Origin of the sequence: Streptomyces sp. NPDC001634 (assembly GCF_040298185.1) — a bacterium.
In the GTDB taxonomy this organism is placed as follows: domain Bacteria; phylum Actinomycetota; class Actinomycetes; order Streptomycetales; family Streptomycetaceae; genus Streptomyces.
Genome location: NZ_JBEOZU010000059.1, coordinates 29,071 through 52,189 on the forward strand (window position 1 = coordinate 29,071; position 23,119 = coordinate 52,189).

Below are 23,119 nucleotides of genomic sequence, written 5' to 3' on the forward strand. Positions count from 1 at the left end.
CCATGACCACGGCACCAGCCGTGCCCGACACCGAGACCAGGCTGGAGCTCTACCGGCTCCAGGTGGAACTGCGCGCCTTCGAGAAACGCGCCCACGACCTCTTCCTGCAGAACCTGGTCAAGGGCACCAGCCACCTCTCCCTCGGCCAGGAAGCGATCGCCGCCGCCTTCGGCGTCGCGATGCGGCCCGGGGACTACACCTTCGCCACCTACCGCGGCCATGCCCACACCCTCGCCCGCGGTGTCCCGATGGGCCCCGTCCTGGCCGAACTGCTGGGGCGGGAGAACGGCCTGATGGGCGGCAAGGGCGGCTCCATGCACCTGACCAGTGTCGAGCACGGCGTGATGGGCTCCTATGCCATCATCGGTGCCCACCTCCCGATCGCCTGCGGCGCCGCCTGGAGCGCGCAGTACCGGGGCAGCGGCCAGGTGGCCGTCGCCTTCTTCGGTGACGGCACCACCAACATCGGCGCCTTCCACGAGGCGCTGAACTTCGCGGTGATCTGGAAGCTGCCGGTGGTCTTCGTGTGCGAGAACAACCTCTACATGGAGTACACCCGCACCAGCACCATCACCGCCGTGCCCCGCCCCGCCGCCGACCGGGCCCCGGCCTATGGCCTGGAGCCCATCACCGTCGACGGCAACGACGCCGACGCCGTGCACGAGGTCGCGGTCACGGCCCTTGAGCGGGCCCGCAGCGGTGAGGGCCCCACCATGATCGAAGCGCTGACCTACCGACAGGGCGGCCACTCACGGGCCGACCCGGGCAAGTACCGCCCCAAGGAGGAGGTCGAGGCGTGGCTCGCCAAGGACCCGGTGCCGATGTACCGGGCCCGGCTCCTCGCGGACGGGGTCCCGGCCGAGCAACTCGACGCGATCGACAAGGCCGCCCACGCGGCCGTGGACCTGGCCACCGAGCGGGCCAAGGCAGGCGCGCTGCCCGGCGCGGACCTGCTCATGAAGGACGTGTGGGCGGACGGAGGCTCGTCATGGCGGAACTGACCTACCGCGAGGCGATCGCGCGGGGCATCGCGCAGGAGATGCGACGGGACCAGGGCGTCCTGCTGCTGGGCGAGGACGTCGCCGAGGCCGGGGGAGTCTTCAAGGGCACCGTCGGCCTGCTCGACGAGTTCGGCCCCGTGCGCGTCCGGGACACCCCGATCAGCGAGCAGGCCATCCTCGGCGCGGCGATGGGCGCGGCGATGACCGGACTGCGCCCCATCGCCGAGATCATGTTCAGCGACTTCTTCGCGGTCTGCTGGGACATCGTCGTCAACGAGATCGCCAAGAGCCGCTACATGACCAACGGGCAGCTGTCCTTCCCGCTCGTCATCCGCTCCGGCAACGGCGGCGGCCTGCGCTTCGGCGCCCAGCATTCGCAGAGCGTGGAGAACTGGGCGATGGCCGTGCCCGGCCTCAAGGTCGTCGTGCCGTCGAACCCCCGCGACGTCGTCGGGCTGATGGCCGCAGCGGTACGCGATCCTGACCCGGTCATCTTCCTGGAGCAGAAGGCCCTCTACCCGATCAAGGGCGAAGTCCCGGACGGGGAGATCGTCGACACGCTCGGCACCGCCAAGGTGCTGCGGCAAGGCGCCGACGCGACCGTCGTCGCGCTCGGCTCGATGGTGCCGCGTGCGCTCGCGGCCGCCGGGCAGCTCGCCGCCTCCGGCATCGAGTGCACCGTCGTGGATGTGCGCTCGCTCGTCCCGCTGGACACCCGGACGATCCTCGGCGAGGCGGCCCGCACCGGCCGTCTGTTCACTGTCGAGGAGAACCCCAGGTTGTGCGGCTGGGGCGCCGAGCTGGTGTCCCTCATGGCCGAGGAGCGGTTCTTCGACCTCGACGCGCCACCGACGCGGATCACCACCCCGCACATCCCGCTCCCCGCCGCCGACAGCCTCGAGGACCTGGCGATCCCCTCCGTCGAGCGCATCACGCAGACCATCCAGAAAGCGCTGAGCCGATGACCGTCACCGCCCACAGCCCCGCCCTGGTCCACCTCGACACCCTGCCGACCGAGCTGTATCTCGCCGGGCGTCGCCGCGCCTCCAGCGACGACTCCTGGTTCGACGTCCTCGACCCGGCGACCGGGGCCGTCCTCACCCGGGTCGCCAACGCCACCGCCGAAGACGCCCGCGCTGCGGTCGACGCCGCGGACGCGGCATTGCCCCGGTGGGCGGCCACACCGCCCAGGGAACGCGGCGAAGTTCTCCGCCGCGCCTTCGAGCTGATGACCGGGCGGGCGGAGGAACTCGCCGAGCTCATCGTGCTGGAGAACGGAAAGGCCCTCACCGACGCCCGAGCCGAGGTGGCCTACGCGGCGGAGTTCTTCCGCTGGTACGCGGAGGAGGCCGTGCGCGCCGCCGGGACACTGCAGACCGCGCCGAGTGGAGCCAACCGAATCCTGGTACTGCGTCAACCGGTCGGCGTCTGTGTCCTGGTGACCCCGTGGAACTTCCCCGCCGCCATGGCGACCCGGAAGATCGGCCCGGCGCTCGCGGCAGGCTGCAGCGTCGTGCTCAAGCCGGCCAGCGACACGCCGCTCACGGCGCTGGCCCTCGCTGCCGTCCTGGAGGAGGCCGGTGTGCCGGCGGGTGTCGTGAACGTCCTGCCCTCACGTCGCTCCGGGCAGGTCGTCTCCGCAATGCTCGACGACCCGCGGGTGCGCAAGCTCTCTTTCACCGGCTCCACCGAGGTCGGCCGGGAGCTGCTGGCCATGGCCGCCCGGACGGTCGTCAACACCTCGATGGAGCTCGGCGGGAACGCGCCGTTCCTCGTCTTCGCCGACGCCGACCTGGACGAGGCCGTCGCCGGAGCCATGGTCGCCAAGATGCGCAACGGCGGCGAGGCCTGCACGGCGGCCAACCGCTTCTACGTGCAGGCCCCCGTGGCCGCCGAGTTCACCGCCCGACTCGCGGACGCCATGAGCAGCCTGACAGTGGGCCGGGGGCTGGCCCCGGGTGTCCAGGTGGGACCGCTGGTCAACGAGGCAAGCCGGGCCAAGGTCCACGAGCTCGTCCGCGGCAGTGTCGACGCGGGGGCCGGGGTCGTGACGGGCGGCCGCCCACTCGACGGCGACGGCTTCTTCTACCCGCCGACCGTGCTCGCCCACGTCCCGGCAGGGGCCCCGGTGCTGCACGAGGAGATCTTCGGACCCGTGGCCCCCGTGGTCACCTTCGACACCGAGGAAGAGGCGGTCCAGCTCGCCAACGACACCGAATACGGCCTGGTCTCCTACCTCTACACCAGCGACCTGGCCCGCGGCCTGCGCGTCAGCGAGTGCCTCGACAGCGGCATGGTCGGCCTCAACCGCGGGGTGGTGTCCGACCCCGCTGCGCCCTTCGGCGGCACCAAGCAGAGCGGCATCGGCCGCGAGGGCGGCCACGAGGGCCTGGTCGACTACACCGAGTCCAAGTACATCGCCTTGTCGTGGTGAGCCGACGGAGAGGAGCAGACCCATGGACGTGACAATGCCGCAGCTCGGCGAGACCGTCGCCGAGGCGACCGTCACCCGCTGGCTCAAGCAGCCGGGAGACGCGGTCGACGAGGGCGAACCGCTCTTCGAGGTCGCGACGGACAAGGTCGACACCGAAATTCCGGCCTCAGCCGGCGGGACGCTCAGCGAGATCCTGGTCGCGGTCGACCAGACGGTTCCGGTAGGCACGCGGGTGGCGGTGATCAACGGCCCGGGGGAGGAGCGCGGTCCGTCGGACAGCGCTCAGGCGGCGGTCACAGTGCCAGAGCCCCCGAGCGCGGCGCCGACGCGAGCAGCCCGCAACGGCTCGCTGAGCCCGCTGGTGCGCAAGCTGCTCGCGGAGCACGAACTGCGGCCCGACCAGGTGACGGGAACCGGCCCCGGTGGGCGCATCACCCGCGGCGACGTCGCCGCGGCCGTCGCGCGGCGCGGGAAGGCGGCGTCCGCCGGGAGCGACTCGACCGAACAGGCCAGGCGGCCGCCCATCCCACAGGCTGTCCCCGCCGTCCAGTCGACGCCTGCCGCGGCTGCGCCGACAGGGGAGGGGGCCGGCAGCCCGGACGGCACGCTGGTCCCGTTCACCTCGATCCGGCGGCGCACCGCCGAACACATGGTGCGGTCGAAGGCCACATCGGCCCACACGCTCATGGCGGTCGAGGTGGACTACTCCGCGGTCGACAGAGTCCGCAAGCGCCGGTCAGAGGAGTGGCGGCGCACCGAGGGCTTCGGCCTCAGCTACCTCCCGTTCGTGAGCCGGGCCGTGGTGGACGCGCTCGGTGCCTACCCGCACCTCAACGCGTCCGTGCACGGCGACGGACTGCTCCTCCACCGCGAGGTGCACCTCGGCATCGCCGTCGACCTCGACGCCGACGGCCTGGTGGTGCCGGTGATCCGTTCGGCCGGCGGCAAGCGGCTGCGCCGGATCGCGCAGGAGGTGAGCGAGTACGCCGCACGGGCGCGGGCCGGCCGACTGCGGGCCGACGAACTCGGGGGCGGCACGTTCACCATCAGCAACCCCGGTCCCTACGGCACCTCGCTCACTGTCCCCATCATCAACCAGCCCCAGGTGGCGATCCTGGCGACCGACAGCGTGCGACCGAGCCCGGTAGCGGTGCCCACCGGCAGCGGCGGCGAATACGCCCTCGCCGTGCGGCCCGTCGGCAACGTCGCCCTCAGCTTCGACCACCGAGCCGTGGACGGCGCGTACGCCGCCCGCTTCCTCGCCGAGGTTCGCAAGAACATCGAGGAGCGCAACTGGGACGCCGAGTTCTGAGCGCCACGCGTGAGTGCAGCCTCGAAGAAGAGATGGATACCGGCCGACAAGCCGAGCCACCGGTTTGCCGTTGCCTTCCAGGGCTGGAGCGTGGCCGGACGCCTTGGCGATGTCGATCGCCCACCCCGACCTCACGCAGGACGCCGGTGATCTCGCCCATGGCCGCGGCGAGTTCATCCTCGCCCATGGAGCAGGAGGTGTCGACGACGGCAACCCGGGGCAGCGGGCGGCGCAGGCCGCTCCACGGAGAGAAGACGTGCAGTGCTTGTGCGCCATGGAAACGGCCTCCGCGACGGCGGAGCCGGGTGCTTGCGTCCCCATGTCGTCCCGCTGTGATCCCTCGTGTCGCCGCCGTACCAAGAAGCGTGCATGCGTGAAGCGCGGCGGCTGGCCGTCCTTCTACGACCCGAAGGACAGCGACGCGGTGGAGCTTTTGGAGGACCGTTCCCACGGGATGGTGCGGACGGAGGTCCGTTGCGCGCGGTGCGGTTCCCACCTTGGTCACGTTTTCGAGGGGGAGGGGTACGGTACGCCGACGGATCAGCGGTACTGCATCAACTCGATCTCTTTGCGCATGATTCCGGACGAGGGCTGACCGCACCCGGGTCAACCGGCCGGGCTCGTTATCCGTGAAGGAACAAGGCCTCACCCAGGCGCAGGTCGCGGCGACGGTGGGCATCTCTCAGGCTCGGGTGTCCCAGATCGAGCGGGGCGAGATCCACAACCTGGAGACGATGCGCACGTATGCTGCCGCGCTGGGCGCTCGTATCACGGTGTCGATCGAGTACGGCGATCGAACCATCGGCGCCGCCCAGCAGGGAAACTGCCATGTCACGCGCCTGCGGCGCCCAAGGTGTTCCTTGATTGGGTGAGGACCTTCGGTGACGGGGGTGGCGAGCAGTTGTTCGCGCGCTCAACTGCTCAGCCCACGGATGCCTTCGACTCGGGCTCCGGTCGCTCCGGGTGCGGGTGGGACGGCTGTACGCGCAGCGGGCGGGCTACCCAGCCGGGCAGGTACCAGTTCCACGAGCCGAACAGGGACACAAGGGACGGAACGAGCAGCATCCGTACGATGGTTGCGTCCAGGAGGATGCCGATGCCGAGGCCGGTCGCCAGCGTCTTGAGGTCGGTGCCAGGACCGGAGGCGAGCGCGGCGAAGGCCAGGAAGAGGATCAGCGCGGCGCTGGTGACGAGCCGGCCCGTCCGGGCGACGCCCTCGATGACAGCGGCATCGGTCGAGCGCGCGGCGTCGTACTCCTCGCGCATGCGGGACAGAATGAACACCTCGTAGTCCATCGACAGTCCGAACAGGAACGCGAAGACCATGAGTGGGATCCAGAACGTAACGGCCCCGGTGGCTGCTATGTCGAAGATCGCCTCGGAACCGTGACCGTCCTGCCAGAAGATCACCATCAGCCCGAGCGTCGCCGCCAGCGAGACAAGGTTGAGCAGTACCGCTTTGAGCGGCAGGAGAAGCGAACGGAAGGCGCGGACAAGCAGCACGTAGGTCAGCAGCGCGATTATCGCCAGCATGAGCGGGAAGTTGCCGTAGACGGCGTGCAAGAAGTCGATCTGGGCCGCCCCGACACCGGCGACGCCAATAACCCCGGGGAGAGCCTCACCGGCGCTCTTGACCCGCTTGACCACGCCGACGCTCTTCGAGTTCACCGTCTCGTCGTCCGGGATGACCACGACGATGCTCTGTCCGTCCCGGTTGCCGGCCGGCCCGGAGGGCACAAACGCCCGGTTCACACCGTCGATCTTGACCAACTCGGCGGCGACCGGCTTCGCCCGGTCGGTGCGGACCAGTACCTCCATCGGGGTCAGCGCGCCGGTCGGGACACCGCCACGCTCCAGGGTCGTCAGGGTCTCGTAGGCCGGACCGCTCTTGGCCAGCGACTCCGACGAGGCAAGGCCGATCTTGATGCCGAGGAAGACACCGACCAGGGCCGCGAGCGCGGCCAGGGCGGTGCCGGCCGCGAGCCGACGGTGGCGCACCACGGCGGAGGTCCACTTGCCCCAGGCGCGGCTCGCCCGGTTCTCGTGGCGGATCTTGGGCCAGTCGACCCGTGGCCCGATACTGCCCAGGATCGCCGGCGTGAGAGTGAGCGTCGTCAACACGCTGGCCAGCGGGATGAGCGCCCCGCCGTACCCCATGCTGCGCATGAACGGGACCGGCAGCACGACGAGGGCGAGCAGGCCGATGGCCACCGTCACTCCGCTGAACACCACCGCATGACCGGCCCGTTCCATGGCGATCACGACCGCTTCGTGATTGTCCCGGCCGTGGTCGCGCTCCTCGCGCCAGCGGGTGACGAACAGCAGCGAGTAGTCGATCGCCACGCCGAGGCCGATGAGTGCGACCAGGAACTGCACGATGAACGACACATCGGTTGCATAGGTGAGCGGCAGCAGCATCACGAAAGTCGCGAGGATCGACACGGCGGCCACCACCAGCGGCAGCAGGGCGAGGAAGGAGGCGAACACGAAGGCGAGCACAGCGAGGGCGCCGACGGCACCGAGGAGCGTCTCCCCGAGCACCCCCGGCCCTCCACCGTTGTCGCCCCCGGAGGCCAGCGTGTCCTCGCCCGTCACCCCGACCCTCGCACCGGAGGGCTTGGCCTTGTCCGCCGCCGATTGGATCGGATCGGTCAGCAGCTTGTGACTCGGTGACGGGTTGAACGGGTAGAACACCAGGGCGTAGGCGGTGCGGTCGTCTTTCGTGCGGAAGGCCTTGTCGCCGGTGTTTGCCTCGTCGATCACCCGCACACTCGGGACCGCGTCGCCCACCGCCGCGAACACCCGGCCGACATCGGCCTCGTGACCGGTGATCGTCTGCCCCGCAGGGAGTGTGACCGCGACCAGATACGGGCTCGTGTCGCCGCCGCTGCCGAAGGCGTGCTCGATCTTGTGCGCCGTCACGGTGCCGGGCTGGCCCGGCAGCGAGAAGTCGATCGTCAGCCGATCCGCGGTCCGGCCGGCCAGCAGCACACCGGCGACCAGCACCAAGCCCCAGAACCCCACAACTGCCCTGCGATGCCGCAAGACGAACTCGGCCCAACGTCGCATGCCGGGACCTCCCCCACGCCGTAGGTTGCGCGAGTTTAGCCCTCCGCTCGCTTCCTCCGCTATCAGGCCGATGAGTACCTTTTGATCCACTCCGACGGCAGTGCGACGACTGCCGCCTCCCCGTGGCCACGGAGCGGGCCGACCTGCCGGGACCGGAGCACCCCCATACGCTGCGCATCCGCCACTCGCATGCCCGCTATGTCGGCGATGCAGACGATCCGGCACGGGCAGCACAGCTCGTGGGCCGACGTCGTCTGCAGCTGCGCCCGCGTGCTCTGACCAAGCCACCCCACTCGCTCAACAGCCGCCACTGGCACGCCCGTTACGTCGGGCAGGCCGGTGACCCCGCCCAGGCAGCACGGCTCATGGCCGAGGGCTGCCCGACGCCGACGGATCAGCGGTACTGCATCAACTCGATCTTGTTGCGATGTCGCCGCTCTCGGAGAAGATCCAGGCCAGGGCGCCGACGACCAGGAACAGGACGATCAGGGCCTTGCCCGCGTCGGACAGCAGCAGGGGGCGGGTGGCCGAGCGGGCCTGACCGGTGGGGTCGGGCTCGTCGCCGAACAGACGCTTGGGGTATGCCGCCGTGAGCATCATCAGATAGCCGCTCAGCCGCATTCCGTAGCGGGCCGTGGCGGCGGTTGCCTCGAACAACGGGCGCGGCATCCGGCCGAGGATCAGCACGACGAGCCACCAGATGAGGCAGATCACGTACCAGCCGTAGGTGACCAGGTACGCCACGAAGGCGGCGGGTATCAGCAGAATGCCGCGGAACAGGACGGCGAGGCGGTTGAGCTCGCCGGGGTGGACCTCGACCTGTACGGGATGGTCGGGTGCGTGGAAGGCGAACGGCGGGTAGGCGTCGACCAACAGCATCGCGTAGGCGTTGACGCGGGTCGCGTAGACGAGATAGCCGGACAGGAATGAGGCGATCGGTTCGGGCAGCCGTCTCACGATCAGGGCGGCGAACCAGCCGACGATCATGACGACGAACGCGGCGATCCCCAGGAACAGCATGGCGAGGTATTGGGGGACCAGCAGGAGCCAGCGCAGCAGTACGGTCCAGCGGCGCTGCCGGCCGGGCTCGGGGAGGTCCAACTCCGGGAGTACCTCCGAGGTCGGCCAGGGGGAGGGCCGAGGAGCCCAGCTCTGGTCTGCCATGGAAGGCTCCTGTCGAGTCCGTGACTGTCACTCGGTCACAGCCTCAGGATCACGCCGCGCGGCCCGATGTACGCGCCGTGGGGACCAAATGGATGACTGCCCGCAGTCCCGCCGCACAGCCGCAGTCCCACCGCACAGGGCCGCCCTCGCGGCCTGACCACCGCACCGAGGCAGCCCCCTCGGTGTCGTTGTCGAACGCCGGGTCCTCAGGGGGCCAGAGCGGAGCTGACCGCAAGGCCGAGTTCATCGAAGGCGCTCCGGGTCGCGGGAGCGAGAGCGGCGTGGTCGACCAGGCCGAGCTGGTGGACGGCGGTGTCGTACGGAATGGTGCACACGTTTCGCACTGTGTCGTCGAACTGTTCACCCGCCATTCGGGTATGGCCGTGCTCGGCGGAGCCGTCCACGTCCGACAGCACCACTGTCGCCGCGCGCACCAGCTGCTCGTAGCCGTGCTCGGACAGCCAGTGCAGCTGCCTTCGGACCGCGTCCAGGTGCTCCTGCCGCCCAGTGGTTGTGACGACCATGTGGTCGACGCCGCCGAGCAGGCTGCGCAGGGTGTCTCCCGGGGGCAGGAAGGTGCCGCCCGCATCCACGATCACCGTGCCGAACGACCTGAGCCAGTCGACCCCGCGTCGGACGGCCAAGGCGTCCAGAAGTACGGGAGTATTGGCGGGCACCAGCCCGTACAGAAAGTGCGCCCCCCGGGAGTCGGTGAGCGTGACCCATTCCCTGGCGTGGGACGGTGTGCGTCCGGGGCTGTGGGGGAGCCTGGCCGTGAAGGCCGAGGTTTCCGCGTCGAGCAGGCGGTAGCCGAAGACGCCCAGCCGCCGGTCCAGCGGCAGCATGACGACCGGCTTCCGCCTGCCGCGTGCCGAGGCCGCCCGGGCCGAAAGCGCGGACGCGAGCTGCACCGCGACGGTGCTGCGTCCTGAGCCGTGATGGGGGCTGATCACCGCGACGCAGTGGTCGGGCGGGCCCTCGTAAGGCTGGAGTGCGGCCGGCTGGGGGAGGCGGCGCGCGAGGCGCTTCAGCCCGCGTGGGGACGGGACGGATCCCGGAAGCAGCTGCCACTTGGGGGAGTTGGTGCCGACGGGGGACGGTCCCTCATGTACGGCCGGCTCCGGCCCCTCGATGGGAATCTGCGGCCCTTCTCGCCTGCCGGTGTGGCGCGGCGGCGTTCGCAGCAGCTCCGCGTCACCTGTCACCTCCAGCGCGGAGGGGGAGAGCCAGACCTGGAGCGCGGGATCGGTGGAGTCCTGGCGCGGCAGCCGGTCGCGCAGCAGCGCGAGGACGCCCACCGCCGTGGGAGGTGTGCCGTCCGGAGCCCGCAGGCAGCGGCCGATCAGAGCGTGGATCATCGGATCCACCGACCTGGGGGGCGAGGTGTCGAACCAGTCGGCCTCGTCGAGAGGATCGAGAGTGCCGGACGAGCGGTGGTAGGGGGACGCGGGCCAGTCGGTACCGAGCGCCGCGTGAGCCAGGATCGCCGCCAGGGCCTTGAGGTCGTCCTCGGGGCGCGCCGGGGCCCGGCCCGGCTGTGCCGGCTGCCCGTCGACGGTCGCACGGTGCCAGCCGATGATGACGGGGTTGTCACGGGTGAGCAGTACGTGCCGGGGCGAGAGGCGGCCGTGGACGACGCCGATGCTGTGGCTGTGCGCCAGCGCGGAGGCAAGGCGCCAACCTAGGGCGAGCGTGGCGTCGGTGCCGAGCGGCTCGGTCGCGGAGATCAGTTCCGCGAGATGCGGCGCTCTGCCTCCGGAACGGGTGGTCACCGGGGAAGCGGCGGTCCAGGGGCGGGGCGCATCCGCCTCGTGGTCGAACAGGGCCGGCAGACAGGGATGATCGAATCGGCTGAGCGCGGCCACCTCCACGAGCAGGAAGTGACGCGTGCTCTCGGAGCTGTCTGCCGGGCGGCGCACCGCAGCTGTGGCCCCATCGGAGTCGCGCCCGAGATAGACGTGGGTGGGACCCGAGGCCGGCGCCCAGCCGAGCAGCTCGTAGCCGCCGATCTGTTTGGGGTCCTGTGAGGAGAGCTGCTGCCAGGGGAACCTCGGCCGGACGACGGTCGAGTACCCCACGTAGGGCATGTGGAGGTAGAAGTCGTCCCGGGATCTGCGAGGTGCTTCCTCCTCCGGAACTCCCGGCGGCTGATCCCACTCCGGAACCGCCGGGCCCGTCAGACCGAGGCGCTGCAGCAGGGCGGAGCCGAGCCAGGCGAAATTCTGCGCGTGTTCCGGCAGCAGGTCGGTGCCGTCCGAGCGGTTCAGCCAGGCGGCGAACTCCGGTGCCTGCCCGATGAGTTCACCGATCAGGGCCGACACCTGGCGGGCCGTCTCGACGACCTCGGCGGCCGGCACCGCGTCCAGCAGGATGTCGCCGGCCTCGTCGGTGAACGAGAAGACCCGCTGGCTGTGCCGGAAACTCCGGGTGCCCTGCGGTGCGGCTGCCCTGGACGGCGTGTTCTCCGCCAGGCGCATCAGCCCGCCGAGGAAGACCTCCGACAGATGCGCCGTCGTGGCGCTCCAGGGAACGGCCTCCGCGACCAGACGCATCACCGGCACCGTGAGGGGCGCGATGGCGGCCAGGTGCGCCGCCAGCCGGTACGCCTCAGGAGACGCGGTCCGGCGGAACTGCCGTACCGCCTCATCACTCGACACCTCGGCCGGCTCGGCGCTCGTGCGGACGGCCCGCGGATCCCACAGCGGCAGCACGGTGCTCGACCCGCCGGCCACGGTCGTCCGCGCCCAGGCCGCCAGCTCGCGCGGCTTCGGTTCCAGGACCGGGATGGCGCTTCCGGTGAAGCGGCTGAGTTCGGGCGGCAACAGCGTGTCCCGGACGCGCCACTTGCTGTTGGCTGCTCCGGGGTGGGGGACGCGGACCGACCATCTGCGTACGGGCAGTGCCGAACCCGCCCACATCCGCGGGGGCAGAGCGTGGATCACGGCAGTGGGCCCGCACGAGGCCCACCGGGTGAGCAGCGCCTCCATCGCCCCTGTGCGCCATTCGGGGCTCGCCCCGTCCGTGATGACCAGGGTCATGGTGCGTTCCGACGGGTCGTCGAGGACGGAGGGGCGCAGCAGGCTCAGTGACGCCCCGAAGGGCCGAGGAGACAGCATCGGCGTCCGGCCGTCCTGCAGCCTCAGCCCCCAGGTTCGGATCTGCCGGAAGGCACCCAACCGCTCGAAGAGCGCGTGCAGTTCGGTGCAGAGCTGCTGCCACAGGAGCATCGATCCGCTGTCGTCCACGATGAGCGACAGATCCAGCCAGCGCTCGCGCCCGGGACGCGTGACGACATCCAGAACGCCCGTGTGCGCGATCCGGGCCGCCGTGGCGGCCTCGTCGATCTCGTGTCTGCGGTGGTTGGGCCGATGGCGCTTGAGTGGACGCAGCGCCCTGGCCGTCGACAGCGAACCGGACAGGGAGCGAGGTTGCGCGATACGGATGGACAGGGCTCTGGGCGGTTCCGGCGCGGGCTGGGACTCGGGAACGGGGCCTTCGCCCCGCGGCTCGTCGTCGGTACCGTCGTCCGACGGGGGGTCACCGTCGTCGTCCGGATCTCCCGCGGCGTCGGGCAGCTCAGGTGCCGCGTGGAGCTCCGCGGACGGCGTCTCCTCGTGCGAGGGCAACGGAGGCCGCGGCGAGGGCGCGGCCCTCGCATCGGACTTCTCCTCGGCCGGGGCAGCGGCATTCCCTGCCTTACGCGCCAGTGACAACGCGAGGGGCGCGCTTTCCTGCCGGGGGACGCGCTGAGCGAGCCACAACACGTCGGCCAGCTCATCGGCGGTCGGCTGCTCGCCGAAGAGCTGAAGGACGCGCAGCATCCGCTCGTGCATGCCTATACCGCTCCGCCCAGTTGGTGGAGCACTGCTTCGAGCAGTCCCTCGGCATCGAGATCGACCCCGCCGAGACGGAGGTATGCCGCGTTGAGCAGCTGATCGGTGGCCAGTTCGCCCGGGGCCCGGCGGGCCAGGAATGTCTGGATCAGATCGTCCACCTGCGGCACCGAGTCGGGGCCGAGGTGGGCGGCGACGATGGCGCGCAGTCGGCGCTCGTCGGGATCCGGCAGGTCGAGGCGTAGGCAGCGCCGCAGGAATGCGGGAGGGAATTCCCGTTCGCCGTTGCTGGTGATGACCACGACGGGGAACTCACGACAGCGCACGAAGCCGCCGACCACCGGTTGCGGGTCGCCGCCATGGGTGGTGTGCACGAGGGCCCGGTCCTGGCCGGCGGACAGCCGGGAGAGTTCAGGGATCTCGAACTCACCCTCCTCGAAGACGGTCAGCAGATCGTTGGGCAGATCGACGTCGCCTTTGTCGAGCTCGTCGATGAGCAGTACTCGGGGCAGGCCGCCCGGCATCAGTGCGGTGCCGAGCGGACCGAGCCGGATGAACTGCCCGATGTCCGGGGGCTGGTCGCCCCGGTCGCGGCTCAGGCTCGTCTCCCGCAACCTCCCCACCGCGTCGTACTGGTACAGCGCCTCGGTCAGCGTGGACCGGCTGTTCACCGGCCAGCGCAGCACCTTGCCGAGGGCCATCTCATGGGCGATGGCATACGCGAGCGATGACTTGCCCGTTCCGGGATGTCCCGTCACGAGCAGCGGGCGGCGCAGATGCAGGGCGGCGTTGACCACGTCGATCTGCGGCTGATCGATGAGATAGGGCCGGTGCGGGTCGCCCGGCACCGCACCGGGCTGCTGCTTGTCGGCATGGCCGAAGCGCCGCCAGGGAGGCGGGTCGGGCATGACGACCTGGTGTACCTGGCCGTCACCCCGGAAGAGACGCCAGCCGTCGCCATCCGCGATCTGCCGCGTGTCCGTCACTTCGGTCATGGGGCGGGCTCCTCGACGGTGGGATCGATCCAGAGGGGACGCGGGGGCGGGCGTGAGGCGTCGTCCCAGACCAGGGCCGGGGCGAGTGCGGCGGTCGCGGTCCCGTCGGTCTCGGCGAGCGCGCGGGCCCGGTGTCGGCGTACCCGGTGGGGCAGGCTCCGCACCGGCCCGTTGAGCAGCAGCGCGGTCAGTTGATCGCCGCGGGCGCCAGGTGGCTCCTGCCGGTCCCAGACGATCACAGGGACGCCGAGGGCCAGGCAGACGGCCCGCAAACCGGCCCGGTGCTGCGGCGCACAGTCGACGATGACACGGGACACCGCCAGATCGGCCTTCAGCAGCCCGTACACCTGGAGGGGCTTGGTGTGCCGGTGGTCGAGGCGCAGCAGTCTGCCGCGGTCGATCTCCGCCCAGCGCGCCTGCCAGTGCTGCAGGTATTCCGGCGCCCGACGGCGTGCTTCGGGGCAGCGCACCACCACGGCGTACTCAGCCCCCAGGACGACCGGGACCTCGTGGGGCGAGGCCTCGTTGTCCCACTGGTCGACAGGAACATCCAAATCCTCTGGATCGAGCAGGACTTCGACAAGAGGGATCACGGCGCGAGGCCCGGCCGATGCTGTCTCGCGGACGAGAATGCGATGCAGCAGCCGGACCAACTCCGCGGGCTCGTACGGCTCGTCGTCGGCGAGCACCTGCCGCTCGCTGCTGCTGCTTCCCGTTCCGGGGTCGTACCAGGCCTCACAGCGGTACGTGTTCGCCGAGCAGCGGGTGAGCCGTACCGTCAGCCTCGGGCTGGGCGGCCCTGTGCGCTCGCGCCGTCGCCGCGCCCAGTCGGCCGCGTCCTCCCGGCGCTCGCTCAGCGCTTCCCTTGCCACTCCGAGCCGGTGGGCCACCTGCTCGGACCACTCCCAGAAGTCGCGCCTCTGCTGTGGTACGCAGGTGGCGGCCAGATACTCCACCGCACGCAGCAGGGCCGGCACGCGCGGTGATCCGTCGGGCACGGGCGCGCTGTCACCCCAGAACTCTTCGAGTGCCGCGATCAGCCGGCCTGCTTCTGCATCGCGGACGGCGTCCGCGGCCGCTGGGTCCGCGGCCTGCGGCGGCAGGTGTCCCAGCAGGGACGGTTCGTCGAAGAGTGTCGTGTGCGGGAGTGCCTCGCGGGCCGCTTCCGGGAAAAGGTCCCGTACTTCCTTGGACATCAGGTCCAGGAGCCAGGTGTGCTCGCGGACGGACAGCAGCCCCGGGATGAGGGCTGCCCGGCCGAAGGCAAGCAGCTTCTGTGCCTCGGCCCGGTCGCGGGGCATCAGCCCTTCCACGAACGTGGCGATGGCCCGGTGCCGGGTGAGCAGGATCTCGACGATGTCGTCGACGGAGGGCACGGCATGTGTGACGTCCAGATCCAGTTCCTCGGCCAGCCGAAGCCCTTGCTCGGAGCGCTTGCCGGGATCGGCCAGCAGAGCGTCGACCAGAGCGGTGAGGCTGTGCCGGGCGGCGGGGGTCACGGGGGCGAGGGGCCGTTCGTCGTCGCGGCGCGGGGCGCTGCCGACTGGGAAAACGTCGTGCGCGGCCACGGCGCGCTGTGTGCCGGCGGCGCTGAGCTCGGCCTGAATGGCCTGCCACGGAAGGACGATGGTCCGGCGCACCACCTGCTCGGAGCCGAAGGAACCCGCAGGCGGTTCCATGACGCCCAGGACGATGCCCACTGCCGCCCCTTCGTCCTCGCACCAGAGCGGGCCGCCGCTGTAGCCGGGGCCGATGGCCGCTCCCCGCAGCATGGAGTCGACGAAGCCGAGCAGTTCGTCGCAGGACTGCACGGATCCATCGGCGTACGTGAAGGGCTGGCCGCCCCCGTACCACGCCCGTACTTCCTGGCCCTGGGCCATCTTGGCCCAGTCCATCGGCCGTACGGACCCCGGCGCTTCGCCGGTCAGCTCCAGGAGCGCGAGGTCGCCGTACCAGGTGGGGTCCCCGGTCCGTGCGGGCTGGGGAGCACCGCCCCAGACCGGACGGCGAGCGGGTATCCAGGCGATGGGGCGGGCGGCGATCGGAGCACGGGAGTCGGCGTGTGGAAAGGCCACCGTGACAGGCGGTCCGTTCGGTTCGTCCTGGGCGAACAAGTCGCGGCCGAGCGCGTCGTTCACCACGTGGGAGCAGGTGAGGAGGCGGCCTTCACCGAGGTAGACACCACTGCCGACGACCTCGCCGCGAGCAGTGCCGAGTACCGAGACAAGGGACGACCGTGCCCCGGAGCCGGCGCCTTCCCCCGTACGCAGCCAGCGGCGGCCCTTACCCCGCATCAGCAGGCCGGGGCAGACGCCAGTTCGCGCTGATCGTCATGGTGGCCTCGCCGGTGGTGCCGACCACACCGAGCTTCAGGTCCTGTCCGACCCGCAGCCCGAAACTCACCGACAGTTCGTCGGGGGCGTCCGGCACGGCGGCGACGGTGTCGTGGACGCGCTGCAAAAGGGGGACCAGCGGAGCGAGCAGTGCGCTCAGCGCGCTCTCGGTGGCGGCCACGACCCGCGCGCCCCTCGCCACCGGACGGGACCTTCCGAACCCGGGCACGCTTTCGTTGTCGTCGGCCTCGTGCTCCCGCCCGGCCGGCGCGGACGGGAGGGGATCGAAGACCTGCAGGGCGAGAAGTGTCCCGTCATCGAAGGCGAATTCGACGAAGTCTGCCATTCCGTCAGTGTGCCCGAAGAGCCCCGGCCGGTGGGGCGGTCCGCGAGATTTGATCGTCTTCCGCTCCGGCAAGCCGCAGCAGGTGCCTCGCCGCCGGATCGACGGCGGCCCGGCCTTCGTGCTCGGCGTCGCCCTGTCCGAGTTGTTCCCTCCTGCGGGTGACGCCGGTACAGTCCAGCTGTGACGGACACCGGTCTGCGGCGCCGTGAATTCGCCTGGCTTCCGGTCGGGTTGGTGGCCGTCGCGGTGATGGCGCTGCTGACGGTGGTCGCCTCGCGGTACGGCTATCACCGCGACGAGCTGTACTTCAGGGTCCTGGGCCGGCATCCGGCATGGGGATACGTCGATCAGCCGCCCGCCACTCCGCTGATCACCCGTGCGTCCATCGCGCTGTTCGGTGACACCGTGCGCGGGCTGCGGGTACCGGCGATCCTGGCGGCGGGCATGGTGGCGTACCTGTGCGCGCAGATCGCCCGCGAGACGGGCGGCGGCCCCGGTGCACAGGTTCTCGCGGCCGTGGCCGCCTCCGGAACGCTCGTGCTGACGTTCGGGCATCTGTTCCTGACGACATCGTTGGACATGGTCGTCTGGCTGGCGGTCGTGCTGTTCGCCTTCCGGGCGCTGCTGCGCGACAGACCGCACTGGTGGCTCGCGGTCGGCGCGGTGGTCGGCGTGGGGCTCTACAACAAGCTGTTGGTCCTGTTGCTGCTGGGTGCGCTGGGCGCCGGACTGTCGGCGGTCGGACCGCGACGGGTGCTGTTCTCATGGTGGCCGTGGGCCGGAATGGGGCTGGCGGCGCTGATCGGGGCGCCGAACATCGTCTACCAGATCACCCACGGCTTTCCGGTGCTGACGATGGCCCATGCGCTGCGGGCGGACAAGGGCGCGCTCGGCGGGGTGCTGAACGTGCCATTCCTCTTCCTGGTGGTCGGACCGCCTCTGGCGTATGTCGGTGTGATGGGTCTGCTGCGGGTCCTGCGGGATCCGGTGCTGCGGCCGGTGCGTGCCTTCGGCGCCGGGTACCTGCTCCTGCTGGGGCTGCTCGTTGCCGTTGCCGCGCAGCCCTACTACACCATCGGCCTGGTGCTCGCCCTGCATGCGGTGGGCTCGGTGCCGGTGGCCCGGGCGCTGGCCGAACGGCGGCACAGCCGGGCACTGTTCGCGGTGCTTCTCGGGCTCAATCTGGCGGCCTCGACGGCCTTCGCGCTCCCGGTGTTCTCCCTCGGCACTCAGCAGAGCCTGCATCTGGCAGAGGCCAACCAGGGCTTGAGCGACGAGATCGGCTGGCCGCGCTATGTCTCGCAGATAGCGGCCGCGTATCGCCCGGATGCGATCGTCATCACCGGCAACTACGGCGAGTACGGCGCCGTCGACCGCTACGGCACGGCATACGGAATCCCCAAAGGGGTGCTCTACAGCGGCCAGAACGCCCTTCGTACCCTGGGCACCCCACCGGACTCCGCCCGCACGGCGGTCGTCGTCGGTTACGACCGCCAGTCCTGGCTGTACGCCCAGTTCGCCGACTGCCGCGTCGAGGGCCACCTGGACAGTGGTTACCGCATCGCCAACGAGGAACAGCACCGCGCCGTATACCTCTGCCACGACCCGGTGAAGCCGTGGCACGTGCTGTGGCACCGCTTCCTTCACTTCGACTGATCCTTGCGCGAGGTTGACGGGGCGTCACACGGCAGCACGGGTCAACGTGACCGTGATCTCGGACGCCGCCCCGGACGGAGAGTTGTGACGGGTCCAGCCACGGCTCGAAGCGGTGCTGGTCCACTGGCGGTTGTCGAAGGTCACGGATGCGATGTGCAGTGCGGTGGCATGAGTGACCATCCACAGTGCGAGGGCCCATCCCGTCTTCGTGTCGGTCGTCGGACAGGTGAGCCACCGGCCGCACCGCGGAACTGGTCCTTGTGCTGGGCGCCTTGCTCATCTGCGGTTTCGGCTACGCCGAGACGGGTCCGGCCGCCGGCGGGAGGCTGACGTCCGGCCTGTTGTGCCACTTCGCGGGCCTGGCCGCGCCGCCGCTGGTGTGCCATCTCGTGGTGCGCCGGTTCGCCCGCCCATGCCGACCCGCTGATCCTGCCCGTGGCGAGGTTGCTCAGCGGTCTCGGGCTCGTCCCCATCCACCGCCTCGACATCGCCTACCGGGGCCATGACGGATCGGCGGCCGCGGACCCGCGCCAGCTGCTGTGGTGCGTCATTGCGGCAGCGGTCTTCGCCGGGACGGTGGATCTGCTCAGGGACCACCGCAGGCTGCAGCGGTACCCGTTCCCTGGCCCCCTTCGCGGTCTACTGCGCCCTCGCCGGGCTAGGCAGCCTCGCCTGCTTCACCCTCGCCTGACCACGCCTTCGTCCGCGAGGGCGGGTCGGAACGGTAGCTGGATCGGATGAATTCAAGACCGCCGTGCGGGGCGCAGTTCCCGCACTGATCATCACAATGCGGCGGCAACAGCCCACTACGAACGGTTGGTCACTTGACTACCGGCCGTCACACACGATTTGCTCCGGCTCGGCGGGAGCCACCGAGCCGGGGTACGCCCCTCCGGCTCCCTACGCTCTCCCCGTTTCTCCTGCCGTTCTTGCTCGGCTGCACAGCGAGGTGCCGCACCCCCATGAAGACTCCTCCTCCACCGCATGCGTCCCGCAGATCCGTGCCCGGGACGGTCCTCACCGTCGTCGCCGCCTGCCTGCTCGCGGCCGGCTGCTCGGGCTCAAGCGACACGCACTCCGGGCCGGACGCGAAGGCGTCCGTCGCCGCCCGGATCAAGATCGCCATGGTGACGCACGGAGCCAAGGGCGACTCCTTCTGGGAGCGGGTCCAGAAGGGCGCCGAGGCGGCCGCGGCCAAGGACGGCGTCGAGTTGACGTACACCAGCGACTCCGACGCCGCGGGGCAGGCGGAACTGGTGCGGGACGCGATCCGGGACCGGGTCGACGGCATCGCGCTGACGCTGGCCAAGCCGGATGCGATGAAGGGCCCGATCGCCGAGGCCAGGGTCGCGGGCATACCGGTGGTCGGGTTCAACTCCGGTATCGATGCCTGGAGTTCCGAGGGCGTCCTGGAGTACGTCGGCCAGGACGAGAGCGTCGCGGGCCGGGCCGTCGGCAAGAAGCTGGACGACCTGGGGGCCAAGCACGCCCTGTGCGTCATCCACGAGCGGGGCAACGTCGCCCTGGAGGCGCGCTGTGCGGGGGTGAAGAAGGCCTTCGCCGGCGACACCGACCTGCTCTACGCGGACGGCACCGACGCGAACGCCCTGACCGACGCGGTCGAGGCCCGGCTGCGTCAGGACCCCGGCATCGACGAAGTGGTCACGATGGGCGCGCAGTTCGCACTCGCCGCGGTCAAGTCCGTGCAGCAGTCGGGCAGCAAGGCGCACATCGCCACCTTCGACATCAACAAGGACCTGGTCAAGGCCGTGCAGGACGGCGACGTGCAGTTCGCGGTGGATCAACAGCCCTATCTGCAGGGATATCTCGCCGTGGACGCGCTGTGGCTCTACAAGTCCAACGGCAATCTCAGCGGCGGGGGCGTCGCTCCGGTGCTCACCGGACCCGCGTTCGTGACCAGGACCAACGTCGCATCGGTGGCGCGGTTCGCGGACAGCGGCACCCGTTGAGCGGACGCCTCGTACGCGATGTCGTCAACTCTTCGGTCCGTCTCGGTGCGTTACCTCTCATGTGCGGATAGCATCCTGCGAACCCCCTGTGCAATACCGGACACGCAGGCACCCCTGGCGCACGTCCTCCACTCCCCGTTCCTCTGTTCGCCCTAGGACGACGATGTCTCGACGGACACCGACGAATCCCCGGCGCCGTCTCGGCTCCATACGTCTCTCCTTGATCCTCCTGGCACTGGTTCCCAGCGTCACCCTCGCCGCCATGTGGGCTGTGACGACGACCCAGATGTTCTCGGAGGGGCTGCGGCTGCGTGCGCAGACGGGATTGAGCAGGTCCACCGGTGCCATGGGCACCGAGGCCGCGCTCGCGCTGCAGCAGGAGCGCAGCCTGTCGGCGGCGTGGCTGGCCTCGCCGCGCGGCTCCCGGGCCGCGCTGGACGCACAGCGGAGGAAGACGGACTCCGCGGTGGCCCAGCTGGCGGACCAGGCCGACGCGATCAAGAAGGCTCCCGCCCGCATCAAGGACCGGATGTACTCGGTCGTCGCGTCGGTGGCCAGCCTGGAGTACTACCGGGGTCAGGTGGACCACCCGACCGACATCACCGCCGGGCAGGCCCTGGACCAGTACACCGCGATCATCGACGACCAGATCCACGCCTTCCAGGAGCTCTCCCAGGTCGACGACGGCGACCTCACCTCGCAGGCCGGCCCGCTCGTGGCGATCGAGCACGCCGCGGAGCTGGTCTCCGAGGAGGACGCACAGCTCACTCAGGCGTGGCCGTCCGGGCACATGGACGACAAGACGTGGGACCGGTTCGCTCAGCTCGTCCACGCCCGCCGCTGGCTGGTCGAGGACCAGATCGTCCCCTTGCTCGAAGGCGGCACGAAGACGCAGACCGACCGGATCCTGCAGTCGGCTCAGTGGCGGACCCTGCAGGCCGTCGAGGACCAGGTGCTCGCGGCCCGGGCGAAGTCCGGCGGCTCGCACGGGATCGCGCTGCCGGACGCGCGGCAGCGGTGGAGCGCCGCACTGGCCGAGCTCTCCGACCAGTACTCGGCGCTGATCCGGCAGCAGACCGCGCTGCTGCTCGACCGCACCGCCGACCGGGCACACGGGCTGCTCGTCAAGGCCGGCTCCCTGAGCGCCGGCGGTCTGGCCGCCCTGCTGCTGTGCGTCGGTATGTCCTGGCGGATCACCCGGTCCCTGTCCCGGCGGCTGCGGGGGCTGAGGATCGCCACGCTCGGACTGGCGCAGGAGCGGCTGCCCGATGTGGTGGCCCGGCTGGACCGGGGCGAGAAGGTCGACGTGGAGTCCGCCACGCCGCCACTGGACTACGGCAGCGACGAACTCGGCCAGGTCGCCCAGGCGTTCAACACCGCACAGCGCACGGCCGTCCACACCGCCGTCGAACTCGCCGACACCCGGCGCGGTTTCCAGAAGGTGATCCTGGGCATCGCCCGGCAGAGCCAGAACCTGGTCAACCTGCAGCTCAGCAAGCTCGACGCGCTGGAGAGGCGGCACCAGGACCCGGATGTCCTCCAGGGCCTGTACGAGCTGGACTCCACGGCGAGCCAGCTGCGCCGCTACGAGGAGAACCTCGTCATCATCAGCGGCGAGCAGCCCCGGCGCAGCTGGACCGAACCGGTCGCGCTGATCGACATCCTGCGCAGCGCCGTCGGCGAGGTCGCCGAGTACCAGCGGGTGGAGGTGCACACGGAAGAGGACCTGTACCTGTCCCCGCCCGCGGTGGCCGATGTGATCCACCTGCTGGCCGAGCTCATCGACAACGCGACCGTGTACTCCCCGGCCCCGAGCCCCGTCGGGGTGCGGGCGGCGGTGGTGGCCAAGGGCCTCGCCGTCGAGATCGAGGACCGCGGCCTCGGCATGTCGGAGGACGACTACGACCAGCTCAACGCCCAGCTGGCGGTGCCCCCGCAGTTCGACGTGGTGGCACTCGCCGACGACCTGCGGCTCGGCATGTTCGTGGTCGCCCGCCTCGCCCACCGGCACGGCATCGCCGTGACACTGCGCCCCTCGCCGTACGGCGGGACCACGGCGATCGTGCTCGTCCCGCACGACATCGTGGTGCGCGAGACCCCCGGCTCCGCGGAGGCGCAACCCGAGCAGCCCGCGGAGTCCGTACGGGGGCCCCGGCCCGCAGTCCCCGCACCGGCCACCGAGGCCACCGTCCCGGTCCTCCAGGCCCGGCAGAGGAAGTCCCCCCGGAAGGAGGCGGATTCCCGCGCCGGGGAAACCCGGAGCGAGACACACAGCACGCGTGCGGAAGGGCTCTCCCCGCTGCCGCGCCGGGTGCCGCAGACCAGCCTGGCCGCCGAACTGCGCACGGAGGCCGCATCCGTGAAGGAGGAGGACGTCCTCCCGGACGACTTCACCGCGGAACGCGCCGCCTCCTCTCTCGCCGGTTTCCAGCGCGGCACGCTCCAGGCGCGTGACGACGGCGCGCAGGAGCAGTACGACCGGGAGGAAGCCGTCGCACCGGACGGCCTCGGTGCACCAGTCCCCGCCGCAGACACATCCTCGACTCCGTCCGCCGACCGCTCGTGAAGGACACCGCCATGACACGCCCCATCCCCGCCACCCACACCCAGCTCGATCAACTGCTGACCGGCCTCGTGGACCGGGTCGCCGACGTCCGGCACGCCGTGGTGCTCTCCGAGGACGGACTGGTCGTCAGCAAGTCCACGGGATTCCCGCGCGACGACGCCGAACGGCTGGCGGCCACCGCGTCCGGTCTGATGAGCCTCAGCAAGGGCGTCAGCATGGACTTCGGCGGCGGCCCGGTGCGTCAGGCGCTCATCGAGCTGGCGCACAGCTTTCTGATCCTCACCTCGGCCGGACCCCGCGCCCATCTCGTCGTCCTCACCGGTCCGGGCGCCGACGTCGGTGTGGTGGCGTACCAGATGAACATGCTGGTGAAGAAGATCGGCGAGCATCTGAGTGCGGGACCACGCGCGGGCGTCGTCATGTCCGACAGCGGCGAGTGA

Annotated in this window: 16 protein-coding genes and 1 pseudogene; 10 read left to right on the forward strand and 7 right to left on the reverse strand. The window is 70.6% G+C overall.

Annotated features, from left to right (window positions below; all coding sequences use genetic code 11):
• Positions 1-2: 2 nt before the first annotated feature.
• From ABT186_RS31755 to ABT186_RS31780, 6 genes are all read left to right on the forward strand, one after another.
• Entirely contained in the window at positions 3-1,001 is a 999-nt protein-coding gene (locus tag ABT186_RS31755) for a thiamine pyrophosphate-dependent dehydrogenase E1 component subunit alpha (protein ID WP_351223678.1), read from the forward strand.
• Complete coding sequence (locus ABT186_RS31760) at positions 989-1,966, forward strand: alpha-ketoacid dehydrogenase subunit beta (RefSeq protein ID WP_351223680.1); 978 nt, start codon at positions 989-991, stop codon at positions 1,964-1,966. Before ABT186_RS31755 ends, ABT186_RS31760 begins: the two co-directional genes overlap by 13 nt.
• Entirely contained in the window at positions 1,963-3,435 is a 1,473-nt protein-coding gene (locus tag ABT186_RS31765; protein WP_351927988.1) for an NAD-dependent succinate-semialdehyde dehydrogenase, read from the forward strand. The genes ABT186_RS31760 and ABT186_RS31765 overlap by 4 nt, the downstream gene beginning before the upstream one ends.
• Before the next feature lie 22 nt (positions 3,436-3,457).
• A complete protein-coding gene (locus tag ABT186_RS31770; RefSeq protein ID WP_351927990.1) occupies positions 3,458-4,747 on the forward strand; it encodes a dihydrolipoamide acetyltransferase family protein in 1,290 nt (429 codons plus the stop codon).
• 109 nt (positions 4,748-4,856) lie between these two features.
• Positions 4,857-5,342 (forward strand): peptide-methionine (R)-S-oxide reductase, encoded by a 486-nt coding sequence (locus ABT186_RS31775; RefSeq protein WP_351927992.1) that lies wholly within the window; start codon positions 4,857-4,859, stop codon positions 5,340-5,342.
• Between the two features lie 34 nt (positions 5,343-5,376).
• A complete protein-coding gene (locus ABT186_RS31780) occupies positions 5,377-5,619 on the forward strand; it encodes a helix-turn-helix domain-containing protein (RefSeq protein ID WP_351927994.1) in 243 nt (80 codons plus the stop codon).
• A 49-nt stretch (positions 5,620-5,668) separates the two neighbouring features.
• On the opposite strand, the gene ABT186_RS31785 is transcribed toward ABT186_RS31780, so the two are convergent.
• The 6 genes from ABT186_RS31785 to ABT186_RS31810 all read right to left on the reverse strand — a co-directional run bounded on the left by ABT186_RS31785 (position 5,669) and on the right by ABT186_RS31810 (position 16,487).
• The gene (locus ABT186_RS31785; RefSeq protein ID WP_351927996.1) at positions 5,669-7,816 is read right to left on the reverse strand and encodes an MMPL family transporter; all 2,148 of its coding nucleotides are present in this window, start codon (positions 7,814-7,816) and stop codon (positions 5,669-5,671) included.
• A gap of 408 nt (positions 7,817-8,224) precedes the next feature.
• Positions 8,225-8,980 (reverse strand): DUF4389 domain-containing protein, encoded by a 756-nt coding sequence (locus ABT186_RS31790; RefSeq protein ID WP_351223698.1) that lies wholly within the window; start codon positions 8,978-8,980, stop codon positions 8,225-8,227.
• 206 nt (positions 8,981-9,186) lie between these two features.
• On the reverse strand, positions 9,187-12,813 hold the full coding sequence (locus ABT186_RS31795; protein ID WP_351223700.1) for an SAV_2336 N-terminal domain-related protein: 3,627 nt from the start codon (positions 12,811-12,813) through the stop codon (positions 9,187-9,189).
• Positions 12,814-12,815: 2 nt separating this feature from the next.
• Positions 12,816-13,808 (reverse strand): AAA family ATPase, encoded by a 993-nt coding sequence (locus tag ABT186_RS31800; RefSeq protein WP_351223702.1) that lies wholly within the window; start codon positions 13,806-13,808, stop codon positions 12,816-12,818.
• Positions 13,805-16,102 (reverse strand): VMAP-C domain-containing protein, encoded by a 2,298-nt coding sequence (locus ABT186_RS31805; RefSeq protein WP_351223704.1) that lies wholly within the window; start codon positions 16,100-16,102, stop codon positions 13,805-13,807. The genes ABT186_RS31800 and ABT186_RS31805 overlap by 4 nt, the downstream gene beginning before the upstream one ends.
• Positions 16,092-16,487 (reverse strand): CU044_2847 family protein, encoded by a 396-nt coding sequence (locus tag ABT186_RS31810; RefSeq protein ID WP_351223706.1) that lies wholly within the window; start codon positions 16,485-16,487, stop codon positions 16,092-16,094. Before ABT186_RS31810 ends, ABT186_RS31805 begins: the two co-directional genes overlap by 11 nt.
• Before the next feature lie 180 nt (positions 16,488-16,667).
• On the opposite strand from ABT186_RS31810, the gene ABT186_RS31815 reads away from it, so the two are divergent.
• Complete coding sequence (locus tag ABT186_RS31815) at positions 16,668-18,143, forward strand: glycosyltransferase family 39 protein (protein ID WP_351223708.1); 1,476 nt, start codon at positions 16,668-16,670, stop codon at positions 18,141-18,143.
• Between the two features lie 24 nt (positions 18,144-18,167).
• Here the strand turns inward: ABT186_RS31815 and ABT186_RS48075 are convergent.
• Positions 18,168-18,347: pseudogene (locus tag ABT186_RS48075) on the reverse strand (hypothetical protein); the annotation flags it as partial.
• 758 nt (positions 18,348-19,105) lie between these two features.
• Here ABT186_RS48075 and ABT186_RS31820 point away from each other — a divergent pair.
• The 3 genes from ABT186_RS31820 to ABT186_RS31830 all read left to right on the forward strand — a co-directional run bounded on the left by ABT186_RS31820 (position 19,106) and on the right by ABT186_RS31830 (position 23,119).
• Positions 19,106-20,113: a sugar ABC transporter substrate-binding protein gene (locus ABT186_RS31820; protein WP_351223710.1), complete on the forward strand. Its 1,008-nt coding sequence runs from the start codon at positions 19,106-19,108 to the stop codon at positions 20,111-20,113.
• A 163-nt stretch (positions 20,114-20,276) separates the two neighbouring features.
• The gene (locus tag ABT186_RS31825; protein ID WP_351927998.1) at positions 20,277-22,679 is read left to right on the forward strand and encodes a sensor histidine kinase; all 2,403 of its coding nucleotides are present in this window, start codon (positions 20,277-20,279) and stop codon (positions 22,677-22,679) included.
• Positions 22,680-22,690: 11 nt separating this feature from the next.
• Positions 22,691-23,119 (forward strand): roadblock/LC7 domain-containing protein, encoded by a 429-nt coding sequence (locus ABT186_RS31830; RefSeq protein WP_351223714.1) that lies wholly within the window; start codon positions 22,691-22,693, stop codon positions 23,117-23,119.